General features: G+C 47.3%; 9 protein-coding genes. 5 read left to right on the top strand and 4 right to left on the bottom strand.

Annotation, left to right across the window (positions count from 1 at the left end):
* Positions 1–100: 100 nt before the first annotated feature.
* The 4 genes from DXN05_RS14625 to DXN05_RS14610 all read right to left on the bottom strand — a co-directional run bounded on the left by DXN05_RS14625 (position 101) and on the right by DXN05_RS14610 (position 1,885).
* Entirely contained in the window at positions 101–280 is a 180-nt protein-coding gene (locus DXN05_RS14625; protein WP_116848023.1) for a hypothetical protein, read from the bottom strand.
* On the bottom strand, positions 277–795 hold the full coding sequence (locus DXN05_RS14620; RefSeq protein ID WP_116848022.1) for a hypothetical protein: 519 nt from the start codon (positions 793–795) through the stop codon (positions 277–279). Before DXN05_RS14620 ends, DXN05_RS14625 begins: the two co-directional genes overlap by 4 nt.
* A gap of 87 nt (positions 796–882) precedes the next feature.
* Positions 883–1,239 carry a DUF4406 domain-containing protein gene (locus DXN05_RS14615; protein WP_116848021.1) on the bottom strand — a complete coding sequence of 119 codons (357 nt, stop codon included), beginning with the start codon at positions 1,237–1,239 and terminating at the stop codon, positions 883–885.
* A 73-nt stretch (positions 1,240–1,312) separates the two neighbouring features.
* Positions 1,313–1,885 carry a Crp/Fnr family transcriptional regulator gene (locus tag DXN05_RS14610; RefSeq protein WP_116848266.1) on the bottom strand — a complete coding sequence of 191 codons (573 nt, stop codon included), beginning with the start codon at positions 1,883–1,885 and terminating at the stop codon, positions 1,313–1,315.
* Between the two features lie 81 nt (positions 1,886–1,966).
* Here DXN05_RS14610 and DXN05_RS14605 point away from each other — a divergent pair, with 81 nt between their 5' ends.
* From DXN05_RS14605 to DXN05_RS14585, 5 genes are all read left to right on the top strand, one after another.
* Positions 1,967–2,608 carry a hypothetical protein gene (locus tag DXN05_RS14605; protein ID WP_116848020.1) on the top strand — a complete coding sequence of 214 codons (642 nt, stop codon included), beginning with the start codon at positions 1,967–1,969 and terminating at the stop codon, positions 2,606–2,608.
* A 272-nt stretch (positions 2,609–2,880) separates the two neighbouring features.
* Positions 2,881–6,039 (top strand): TonB-dependent receptor, encoded by a 3,159-nt coding sequence (locus tag DXN05_RS14600; protein ID WP_116848019.1) that lies wholly within the window; start codon positions 2,881–2,883, stop codon positions 6,037–6,039.
* 140 nt (positions 6,040–6,179) lie between these two features.
* Positions 6,180–7,460 (top strand): ComEC/Rec2 family competence protein, encoded by a 1,281-nt coding sequence (locus tag DXN05_RS14595; RefSeq protein ID WP_116848018.1) that lies wholly within the window; start codon positions 6,180–6,182, stop codon positions 7,458–7,460.
* A gap of 509 nt (positions 7,461–7,969) precedes the next feature.
* Positions 7,970–9,784: a CHAT domain-containing protein gene (locus tag DXN05_RS14590; RefSeq protein ID WP_116848017.1), complete on the top strand. Its 1,815-nt coding sequence runs from the start codon at positions 7,970–7,972 to the stop codon at positions 9,782–9,784.
* Positions 9,781–12,900 (top strand): ATP-binding protein, encoded by a 3,120-nt coding sequence (locus DXN05_RS14585; RefSeq protein WP_116848016.1) that lies wholly within the window; start codon positions 9,781–9,783, stop codon positions 12,898–12,900. The genes DXN05_RS14590 and DXN05_RS14585 overlap by 4 nt, the downstream gene beginning before the upstream one ends.
* Positions 12,901–12,959: the final 59 nt, after the last annotated feature.

Genomic DNA, 12,959 nt, shown 5'->3' with positions numbered 1-12,959 from the left:
GTTCAAATAAGGGTGATTTTCCGCTTATCACAATAATACGTGCCCGGACAAAAAAATACCCGCATTATGCGGGTGTTATATTCATTTCGTAAAAGCGCAACTATTTGCTTTTAGTTGCCCTTGTAATTGTAGCGGGTGGTGTGCGTTGTTCTGCTTTTCTTTTTTTGATAAACTGCACGGTCAATTCAATATCCTTTTTTATATCGGCTTCACTTTTTTTCTGCTGGGTTCCAATAAAACCGATATTATCCAATTGGTAATATTGTTTTTTACCTGTCATTTAAAGTGATTTTTGTAGTACGAAGATACCAGTTTTTTTGCGGAATTTCCTGAAATGCTCATCCGGTCTCTGAATATCAATTCTGCTCCCAATGTGTCCATATAATGCTGGATCAGTCTTGTTTTAGCCGTAAAAGCTACAAACCCTTCAAAGCCACAATCATAACTGGTTTTGCAGGCAAAAGCGACCAGGTTTGCAGGAACCCCGAGATACAATTTTGCATGGCCATAGTTATGCGGTGCTGTTTCAATCAGATGCATTTCCACATAATTTTCCAATAGTTGCAGGCTAATCAGGCCTTGAATATCAGTTTGTCCTATTATGTTCAGCTTATATAAACTCCGGCCGTAATATTTGTATTCTGTTTTCCAATTAAATCGCCAGCCATTTTTCTTTAAAACAAGTTTCAGCTCCTCATTCTTTAAGGGTGTAACTTCTGTTTCAAAGCTTTTGCCGGTGCCCGATTGCTCAATACTGTTGGTGATCTTATCTATAAAGAAATGCTGCTTCGCCATTTAGTTAAAGGTAGAGCAGTTTATTGCTCTGGCTCTTACTCTGGTGTGTGCATTTTATCCCTGATTGAATTATCCGGCACGTCTTGTTCATTCCCCATCCGGCACATCCTCCAGCCGGTAATACACTTTCAGCCCTCTTTCCTTTGCTACACGTACATCTTCATCTGCACCTTTGGATGCTCCTTCAAGTCTAAGTACGGCATCACATTTCTGCAGCAGGCGATGGGCAACAGGGTATTGCACTTCTTCCCAGGCGGCGTCTCCGGGTTTGGTAGAACCGGCGAGCTGGATCAGGGGCAGCGCCACCCATTCACCGATCATGGGCACATGGCCTTTCCTGAACAGGGGTAGGGCAACGGATTCAAGGTAGTGCAGGTTCTGCTGCATCAGTTGCGGATCGTCGTTGGTGCCGCTTCTGTACGGCCCTGCAATAAGTATTAACATGCGATAGCGTTTTGTTACACAAAGAACGGCGCTATTTATTCAACTGCACTTAAGGTACATTAAGAAATACAGTTTACCGGGCTTTTCTTACGGCACTCAAAAATTCAGGTGTAATGCCGAGGTAAGAGGCGATTTGTTTCTGTGTTACAATCTGCGCTATATGCGGGTATTTCAGCAGGAAGCTTTCATATCTTTCTTTGGCAGACAGGGAGAGGTTCTCAATCACCCTTAACTGTTCACGGGTATACGCGTTCTGCATCAGTATCCGGAAAAAGCGTTCGAACTTGGGAATGTCTGTATACAGCTGGTCGAGCCTTTCTTTGCTTAACTGGAAGATGCTGCTGCTTTCCAGTGTTTCAATATACATCATGGCGGGTTTGGCGTTCAAGAAACAATACATATCTGTCACCCACCAGTCTGCAACGGCAAACATGATGGTCGATTCTTTGCCTTCCTTGTCTGTATGATAAGCCCGCAAAGCGCCGGCGTGTACATAGCTTAATTGTTTGCAGGGCTGTCCTTCCTGCAGCAGCAGCGTCTTTTTGGGCAGCTCTTTATAGCTTAGCAGCGAGGTGAAGTGCTGTGTTTCTGCTGCAGTGAGCTGAATGTGGCGGGCAATATTTTTGAGAAGCAGGTCGTGTGTCATGGCAGGAGAATAAAGATAAGCACCATAAAACCATAAAACAATCAATCCATTATTCTGCTACCTTACAGGTAAAACAACCGGATGTTACAGAATCGTGTTGATCCCTGGGGCAATCTTATTCAAACCAAAGCGCGTGGCGCGTGGATGGGGAACCGCGGCATACTGCATAATGAGCAGCAGCAGGTAGAGCGGCAGTTTAAGCTGAAGGCCTGGCTGATCTGTCAGCTTGAGTTTAAAGACCGGAAACGGCAGGTAATGGCCCCGCACCGGTATACGGAGTTGTTCTTCCTGGATGAGGCCACGGCTTTCGCGGCAGGGCACCGGCCTTGTTTTGAATGCAGGCGCGAGGCAGCGGAACATTTCAAAACCTGCTGGCTGCAGGCCAACCCGGAGCATGGCTTTGATGCAAGCGTATCAATAAACGAAATTGACGCAGTACTGCACCGGGAACGGATCAACAGGAAAGGAGAGAAGTTAACCCATGAAGCGCCCGCAGCTGCACTACCCAACGGGGTATTTGTGGTGTGGGAGGGCAAACCATGCCTGCTGTACAACCGGCAGCTTTTTCCCTGGTCGCCTGCTGGCTACAAAACAGCCATTGCCCTGCCAGTAGCTGCGCCATTGCAGGTGCTTACGCCGCCGTCAGTCGTGCGGAGTTTTACGGCCGGTTACCAGGCCCAGGTGGGGGTGAATATAGTGGAAGGTGTAAAGTTGGATGTTTAAAGTTAAATGGGCGTGAAGCTCCGGAAACATCCGGGGATAAAAACTGGCCTGAATAAAAATATAGAGCGGTAAAGCGGTGAGCCATCGTGGGCTAAATGCTTATAGTTGCAGGAAACTGTCTCGCACCCAATTTAAATATTGCTAACCGTTTGTCAAATAGGGTATTGTGAACTTTATATTAATTTTCGTTTAACAATCCATTAACTTACTTTCGCGCCCGTTTACGGCTGTCAATACAGCTATAGCTTTGATTTTCAAACCAACACTTAATTATGAAAATCCGTTCACGGGTGAAAATTGCCTTACTTGGATTATTGTTACTGGTACTGGCGCAGTCGGCTGTATTGGCACAGTCGAGCGGTTCCGGTCTCAGTGGTTTTATTTATGAAAGCGAAACCCAGCCTTTGCAGGGTGCAGCTATTCATCTTAAAAATGTGGCAACAGGTTTTGTTGCGTCTACCTCTTCTAACAAGCAGGGTTATTTCACCTTCTCCGAGTTACCGGTAGGTACTTACGACATCGAGATTTCTTCGATGGGTTTTCAAACTACCTTATTAAAAGATAATGCACTTAACCTGGGCGACCGCCTGGTGCTGCACAAAATTGTGCTCGTGAAAGGCGCCAATGAGTTAACAGAAGTAAAAGTGCACTCTTCCAGCTTTAACAACAGTGTAAGCAGGTTGGGTACAGGTACTGCCGTTACCGCAAGAGCCATCTCTAAAATACCTTTGGCTACCCGTAACTATACCGATCTCATGATCCTGTCGCCACTGGCAAACGGTGGTTCACTGGCAGGTGCAAAGGCAGGTGGTACCGGTTATATGCTGGATGGTGTCAGCAACAGGCGAGCTACGTTCGGCGGTTTGTCTGATGCTGCTTTCTCTATCTCTTCCGAAAGCATCCGTGAGTTTGAAGTATCTACCAACTCATACGATGTTACCAATGGCCGCGGTTCGGGTGGTGTGGTGAAAGCCATTACCAAAAGCGGTACCAACACGCTGCAGGGCGCTGCATGGACGTACTATGGTTCTAACTCGCTCGCTGCTAAAAAAGATGTAAACGGCAATAAAGTAACCACCAAATACGAATCATTCCAGATCGGCGCTAACCTCAGCGGTGCAATTATCAAAGACAAACTGCACTTCCTGGTATCGTACGATCAGTACAGCAATACCGTTCCTTTCCGCGCCTACGATTTTAACTTCTACGGCTCACAGGCACAGGGCGAAAAAACACTGAACATTACCAAAGCCAATCTTGATAAAGTGGTGTCTGTTATGCAGAACCAGTTTGGCTTCCCTGTGCAGCAGGAATATGGTGCCATCAACATTAAACAGGAAACCAAAAATGCGTTTGCCCGTTTTGACTGGAACCTCAACAAGAAAAACCTGTTAACCTTAAAGTATAACTACCTGCACTTTGTTGACCCCAACAAACTGAAAGGTGGTGGCGTATTGTCTACCCAGTATACCGGTGTGGAAATACAGAATGCCATTATGCTCGGCCTGCGTTCTGAGTTCAACAGTACATTAAACAACGACCTGAAAGTAAACTTCAGCACCTTCCGCAAATTCCTGCACTACACGCACAACCGCGTACCTGAAGGATTTGTGGATGTGGCTTCTACTTTTGCAGACGGCAGCACCGGCAAAACAACCGTTGGTTTCGGTAACCAGAACTGGGTGCCTGAACGTGATGCATCTGATGTAATCCAGATCGTTGATAACCTGCGCTACAAAACAGGCAAACTCAACTTTGTATTTGGTACAGACAACAATATCAACCATATCACCGACCGTTTAACACACGATCAGCAGGGCCAGTTTTACTATGCCAGCATTGCTGATATGGAGAACAACAATCCTTACCGTTTTGTAAGGAAGATTTCACCAACAGATGAAAACCCCAAAATCAGCGTTCCGTTGATCGAGGTTGGCCTGTTTGCACAAATGGAAACCAACCTGCGTCCTAACCTGAACCTTACCGTAGGTTTACGTTGGGATGGAACCATCATCGGCAATAAACCAGCACCCAACCCGCTGCTGGAGCAGAAACTGGGTGTTAAAACAGACGTGGTTCCGTTTGATGCGAAAAACATTCAGCCACGCGCCAACCTTATCTGGGATATTCATGGCAACGGCCGCGATATCGTGAAAGTAGGTGCCGGTTTGTTTGCATCTGAGTTTACCACACAGCCCATCACTTTTGCACATATCGACAACGGTACCAACTTTAAATATGTAGATGTAAGAACCAATGTACCTATTCCTGACTGGAAAGCTTACCAGAGCGATTTCAGCAAGGTGCCGGGTTCTACCTACCTCAAAACACTGTCTGCACAGCCTACTACCGTGCTGGTACTTGACAAGCACCTGAAAAACCCGCTGACATTTAAAACCAGCATCAGTTACTACCACTACTTCAATACCTGGTTCCGCATGGGTGGTAACCTGTATTTCGACAATACATGGGATAACTACTACCTGTACGATCTGAACATGAAACGTACACCTGACTTTGTTACCAACGAAGGCCGCGAAGTATATGTACCTGCCAGCACACTGGCTGCTACCGGCACCAACAGCCGTCCGCAGCTGGCCAATTCAAGAATTGCATCAGAGTTTGCACAGGTGCGTTATTTCACCAATACCAGCTGGGCTTCCAAATTCTGGGGTGCAGTAATTGAGGCAAGTGCACAGATTGCAAAAGACGGTTCATTTAGCGTGTCATATGCAAGAGGCAAGGCTACCGGCACTCCTCCTTATGATAACGGTGACCCGCGTAACGCCAACTTCAGCGTAGGTTCTTCTTACTGGAATTACGGTTCATACGGCAGAAACTGGTACAGCGACGGCGATCAGCGCAACAAACTGGTAGCCCTGTTCCTGAGCCCTACTTTCTATGGCTTCAGCGTAAGCTCTTCTTTCCAGGCTTACCAGGCTGCACGTTTCTCTTCTTATGTTGATAAAGACGTGATCGGTGCCAACAACGATGGTGTTGACCTGGCGTATGTGTTTAACCCGAACGATCCTAAAACACCAGACAATATCCGCACAGGCATGAACACCCTGCTGCAGAAAACAAGTCCTGAGTACCGCAAATTCCTGGAAAGGAACATGGGCAAATTCGCTGCCTACAACGACGGTATCCAGCCATGGCGCACACAGTGGAACATGAGTATCGCGAAAGATTTCAAAATTTACAAAACCAACAAACTCACACTCCGCGCCGATATTTTCAACGTGCTGAACCTGCTGAATCATGATTGGGGTGGTTACAAATTAATTACCAACACCAACCTGTACACACAGCAGGGCTTTGACCAGGCCACCAAATCGTATATTTACAACGTAAACACCAATGCCGGTGCGAAAGTGAAATCATACGACAAACTGTTCTCTGTTCAGTTCGGCCTCCGTTATTCTTTCTAAACGAATCATGGTTTAATAAAAAAATGCGGAATGAAGTCATTCCGCATTTTTTTTGTGAGTGGTCAGTAGTGAGTAGTGAGTATTAAAACTCGCTAAGATCACTCACCACTGACCACTCACTACTCACAAAAACACGCTATATGAACAAAACAATTCTTTCCCTGCTCTTGCTAAGCTGTATCACAGCACAGGCGCAGGTAGCCGAAGCAGGTAAACCTTTGCCGGAATGGAAAGAAGGTTACCTCGACCTCCACCACATCAACACCGGTCGCGGCAATGCTGCTTATTTTGTTTTCCCGGATGGCACTACCATGCTGGCAGATGCCGGTGAGCTCGACCCCACCAACCCGCGCACCACCTCCAAACGCAATACGCCCATGCGGCCGGATAATTCCAAACATCCGTATGAATGGATTGCCGGTTACATTCAGCAGGTAGCGCCGCAGCAATACAATAAGGGTATCGACTATGCGCTGATCACCCATTTTCATGACGATCATTTCGGCAGCTATTATCCTGGTGCGCCCATGAGCAGCAGTAAAAAATACGTGCTCACAGGCATTACCGGTGTAGGCACGCTGTTGCCGTTTCATTACCTGTTGCAGCGGGATGAACATTACCCGGTAAGCATGAGCACTATCCTGGGCCGCCTGCCGCAGGATACCCATTACAAAACTACCTGGAGCAATTACCAGGCGTTTATACAGGAGCAATCAGCCAATGGCATGCAACTGCAGTACTTTAAAGCAGGCTCTGCCACGCAGGTGCACCTGTTGCACCGCAGCTATCCCGATTTTGGCGTGCAGAATGTAAAATCGAACGGACTTATCTGGACTGGTAAAGACAGCAGTGTTGCGCAGCATTTCCCACCGGTTGATTCGGCAAATGCCAAAACATGGCCCGATGAAAATGCATTGAGCAATGTACTGCTGATTCATTACGGACCATTTGTGTATTATACCGGCGGCGATTGCCCGGGCAATGTTTTCCTGGGAGATGCGGCCTGGCGCGATGTAGAAACTCCCATTGCACAGGCAGTAGGTGCGGTAGATGTGGCTACCATGGATCACCACGGCAACCGCGACGCGGTGAATGCCAATATGGTAAAAACGTTACAACCGGCAGTATGGATAGAGCAGGTATGGACAGCCGACCACCCCGGTCATGAAACCCTGATACGCGTTATTTCCCCATACCTGTACACGGCCAAACGCGACCTGTTTGCCACCAATATGATGGAAGCCAACGAGCTGGTTATTGGTCCGCTGGTGCAGCAGTCATACCGCAGCACACAGGGCCATATCCTGGTGCGCGTACTGCCGGGCGGCCACCAATACTATATAATCATCCTCGACGACAGCAAACCGGGCAAAACCGTGAAAGCAGTGTTCGGTCCATACGAGGTAAAAGCCAAAAACTGATGATTGTTTTGCATAACGATAGAATGGGGCGCCGGTAACGGCGCCCTTTGTATTTTCAGGCTAACAGCTATCTGCTAACAGCCAAAAGCCTGCACAGGGTTTTATAGGCGGCCTATTGCAAGTGTCAGATAAAAACGGTATATTGTATTGTCAGTATAACACTCCCGCCAGTTTTGGATAATTGTTGTTTATTGTATGTACGAATGGGCTTTATGCATTGCCAAAACTAAAACTGGTTATACATGAATACTTTTCACAAGTTCGCTGGTGTCGGAAAATGGAAGCCGGGTAAGTGCCTGGTGCCAGGTTATTGCTGTATTGCTTGTATGATTAACCACGAAAAGGACATTCTTCTCCGTTATATATACCTGTTTTCTTAAACAACTATTGTTTTACTGCTGTCTTTCGCTGTGTTACGGCGGTAAAGCCAGTTGTGTTGTGAAATCTATGCAAACCGGGTTGTAGTCAGCATTGCGATTCCCTTTTTTATTGCTTCTTAAAATGAACTTATGAAAGTGATATTACTGGCATTTGCCAACAGTTACCAGAACCCGTTGCCCAACCTTACGGCAGAAGCCAATGAACTCAACGACATACTGAGTGAACGTTATATTGCCGGTGATTATATCGTGCACCTGGAAGCATTTGCCACACCGGAACGCACTGCCGGCCTGCTGCGCAGGTACGAGCGTGATCTCATCATCTTTCACTTCAGCGGGCATGCAGGCAGTAACCAGTTGCAGATGAACGAACAGTTTTTGTATGCACCGGGAATGGCTGCACAGCTGAAAGTATGTGCAGAAAACGAACTGAAGCTGGTGGTATTAAACGGCTGCGCTACGTATGCACAAACAAAACTGCTGCTGGATGCTGGGGTGCCTGCCGTTATTGCCACCAGTGCCCCGGTGGAAGACGTGAGCGCCAGGAACTTTTCCGTGAGCTTCTGGGAGCAGCTGGTGAAAAACGATGAAACCATTGAAGATGCCTGTAAGGAAGCCCTGCGTGCCGCAGCACCGCTTACGCAGCAAGTCCTCCCGGGCGAACAGGGATTCAGGCACCTGGTAACAGATTACAGCGAACCTGCACACAATCCCGATGCGCCGCTGTGGCGGCTGGATGCGCTGAACGATGATGCTGTTTCCATCAATCCCATTCCTGTTAAGCCTGCCTATGCCATTTATCCCAAGCCCAACAATGAACTCATCAAAACGCTGTTTGAATCGTTCCAGGCGGCAGGCAACCCGCGTATCATCGATTACTTTGAACGCGAGCAAAATAATATACCGGTACAGGACAATGACAAACAGATTGCCATTGTTAACAGCATCCCGTTCCCGATTGGCATACACCTGCAAAAGCTCATTTGCCCCATCACCGAAACCGAAGGCAGCGGTTATGATGTAATGGGTTTTAAACGGCTGAAGCAGATTGCACAGCTGTTTCAGACCACCACGGAGTTTCTCGGCATTATTATGATTGCGCAGATATGGGAACTGTACATTAAGTTCGACCAGGACTTTGTACTGAGTGATGAATTGAAAACTGCATTGCGTACCTACCTTAACCCCGACAAAATTGACAGGGAAACCTACAACTACATACCGCTGATACAAACCATCAGGGAATACCTGCGCAACGTAGATTTACCCAATGCACGCATCCGCCAGTTTATTGATGAACAGGATATATTGAAAGACCTGTTTGAGTTTGACCAGGACTTTAAAAATGCCTGCGATTACCTCTATCACCTGCGCGTAAGAACTGCGAAGAAAGTGGTGAATGAAGACCGTATGGCCGCATTCTGTAACGAGGCTGAACGGCAATTGTGTGTGTTTGTGAAGCCGCTGGGTTTTATACACCGGTATCACTTAACCAGTGTGCAGCAGATCGATATTTTAAAGCTGCGCCATATTAACCGGGACAAGGCAGAGTATGTACACCGTATTGTGCGCTGCATGCAGGCCATTGGTAAAGATGAATGGAATTACTACTACATTAATTCCTTCCTCGATAATTGGGGCGTTATACTGCTCAAATGCGATGTGACCACCATTGATGCTGCCCGTAAAAAATACAAGGTAACGGTAAAGGATTACCTGAACCTTACGCCGTTTGTGATTGACCGCAACTCATTCATTGAACGTACTGATTTACCATATATCATGTTTTACAAGGGCGAAGTGAATGAGGATATCTATTTCAAACGCGTAAAAGACCCCACCAATGCCAAGGAATCGTTTGTAATACCCAACATAGAAAGTGAAGAGGACCGGTTTAACTCCATCCGGATGCAATTCGTTGCATTCAAAAAATTTATCGCGTGAAGCAGACTACCAGGAAAAGTCCGTTTAAAGTACTGGACCCCTTCGACAAAAACGAGCGCGAGTTCTTCTTCGGTCGTGACAAGGAAGTTGACCTGCTGTACGATTTTGTGAGCAAGAACAGGATTGTGTTGTTGTACGGCCAGTCAGGCACCGGTAAAACAAGTATTATACAGTGCGGGCTGGCTAACGAGTTTGACGTAACCGACTGGCTGCCGTTTTTCATCCGCAGGCGTGATGACATCAACGCATCGCTGGAGAAATGCCTGAACAGCTATGCCAATGCCGCTACGCGCAGCAACGGGCACCAGACCATGCCTGCCCCGGCCCCAACGCCGGGCGAGGTGCAGCCGGCGCCGGAACGGGAAGAAGTAATGGATCTTGCCGTAAAAGTAAAGCAACAGGTAACGCGTATCGTTGAGCGCATGAAACAGATCACCCGCATTTCACTGCGCCCCATCTACATCATATTCGACCAGTTCGAGGAATTCCTGATCCTCGCTACGCCCGAAGAGAAATCGGTGTTTATCAAAACCGTACAGGCACTGCTCGATTTAAACAGCGAGATCGATTGCCACTTCATCATCGTGATGCGTGAAGAATACTTTGCCTGGCTGGATAGCTTTGAGAAAGACATTCCCGGCATATCAGACAGGCGGCTGCGCATAGAGCCGATGCGGCCGAAAGAGATACAATCTGTCATTGTTAAGTCCTGCGACAAGTTTAACATCACACTTGAAAACCCTGAAGAAAATACAGCACAGATGGTGCGTGCCCTGTCGAAAAAAGGAGAGGTGCTGTTGCCTTACCTGCAGGTGTACCTGGACCAGCTTTGGAAAATAGACTACGAGAGAACCTATGACCAGGGCTATCAGGGAACAGAAGAATACGTGCCGCTGGAGTTTACAGGAGACGAGATCAAAGAGTTTGGCGAAATCAAAGATGTGCTGCAGCGGTTCCTGCTCGATCGCAAAGGCAGGCTGGAAGAAGAGTTGAAAAAAACGCATCCCGACATAGCGGCTGGTGCGTTTATCAGCAGCTTCCTGGATTCTTTTGTAAACGACCAGGGTACCAAGAACCCTGCTGCCTTTACCGTGGAAGAGGGCTTTTACAAGTTCAGGAAGAAATCAGCTAAGTTCCTGCGTGAAACAGATCCGCAGCTGTTAAAAGATACGCTGGATTATTTTGCTTCCAGCCAGATATTGCGCAATAGCGGCGACACCTTTGAGCTGGCGCACGATGTGCTGGCGCGTTTAATTTACCAGCAACGAGATGCGAAGATCAAAAAGCTCACCGGCATAAAATTCCAGATCGCCAATTACACCAAAAGCAGGGAAACAATACCCTACCAGTCGGTAAAAAACTGGGAGAAATATGTAGACGGGCTGGATTTAAAGCCGGAAGAAAAAGCCTTCTTTGCAAGCAGCAAGGTAGCCGGGCAAAAGCAGGAATATGACGACTTTCTGCGTAGCCGTAAAATGCAGCTGAGCAGCAACCTGGTAAAGGCTTCCCTGCTCATCATCGGCCTGCTGATTGCAGGTGTTATCTGGGCGTTTCGTGTAGCCAATTCCTATTACGCCATTGATTTTATATCCAGCATCGATACCATCTCCAACAAGCTGGATGCCGTTCGGCTGGCCAGGTATGTGTATGACTACAAAGGATACGACAAGGAACGCCGGGATAAAATTGAAAAGAAGATCGTTGACCTCTTTGCCACACCAGCTGTACAGGCATCGTTTGGCATTTACCAGGCACAGCTGAATGCAGCTGCAAAACTGCTGCCTGCTTACGAAGCAGATATCTCGGGCGATGCCGGTTTTGTAGTAATCAGGAACGATTCGCTGAACAACGGGCAGGGATCTGCTGATTTTTCTGTGTTTAACACGAAACAAAAAACAGTCGTAAAAACATTTAAGAAAATCGACTATGCCTATTTCATCAATCACGGGCATACCGCTGTACTGGCGCTGAATGATTCATCGGGGCTGGGGCTGTCTGCCAAACTTATATTATACAATTGTGATACCCGCCATACCGATACCATTGCTTTAAACGATGGCAAACATAGCAACAGGCTGAGTTGCCTGTACGTAAAAGAATTCCTGAGCAGGAACGACTGGACAGATTATGATTCATACCGCATACGTTATACAGCATCCGGCAACCTGGTGATTCCCTACCGGCAATACAACCGCAATGGCTGGCGGGAAGACCGGCGTGTGCGGTTGCTGGGACCAGACAAAAAAACTGTGCTGCTGGATACCAGCTCATACAGCTCCATCAGTTTATCGAAGCGCTACAAAGAGCTGATTATTGCCAATACCAAAAACGGTAGAATCAACGTGGGGCTGTTTAGCGAATCAGGCAAGCCTGAGGTTTCGTTTAACGGGTCGGGGTTTGCCGATTTCTCCCAATCAGATACCATCATTTATGCAAACACCGATACCCTGGTATTTTTAACGCGCGATTTGCTGCCGCAGGTGACCATGCCTTTTCATGCCGGTATATTTTACGCGTACGCAGCTGATGTGCCGGGCGGACAAACCGTATTGATACGCGGCTACAACGATACCATTGTGGCGGGCAGCTACCATGATGGTGCGTTTTACCAGCAAACCATTTACGACGAAGCAATCAGAGGGTTTAACCTGAAGAAACAGCTGCTGGTGACACAGCCGGTGATTACTGTGGCAGGAACTGGGAATGATTCTGCTGTTGTGTGCAGGAACTTTTCCGGTCAGAAAATCAACACCTTTACCAGTTTGTATGGCATAGAAAGCATGCGTTACAATGATACCGGGGGCGATGTGCTGGTGATGGCCAACAAGGATGCCAGGAGTGGTTTCCAGTATTTATATCTGCTGAGCGACAGCCTGAAGAAAAAGGCAACCTTTGTGTTAACACCGAACGATTGTTATGGCTTCAGCAACAATGGTAAAAATATTTATTATGTGCGTGACAATATGCTGGCGGTATTTGCGAATGAACGCCTGATTAACGTAGATAATTTTGAAGAAGTAAACAGCTGGCTCAGCGGCCGTAAAGACATCTACGATCCTGACAGCAAGGCATTCAAAGACCTGAGAAAGCGCTACAACCTGAAGTTTCCCTGGTAAACATAAACGGCTAAACAGAAAAGGGCGCCGGTAACCGGCACCCTTCGGTAACATAACAG

This window comes from Deminuibacter soli (assembly GCF_003412455.1).
Lineage (GTDB): Bacteria > Bacteroidota > Bacteroidia > Chitinophagales > Chitinophagaceae > Deminuibacter > Deminuibacter soli.
The sequence above is the reverse complement of the archived record's forward strand: the minus strand, read 5'-3'. Positions and strand labels throughout refer to the sequence as shown.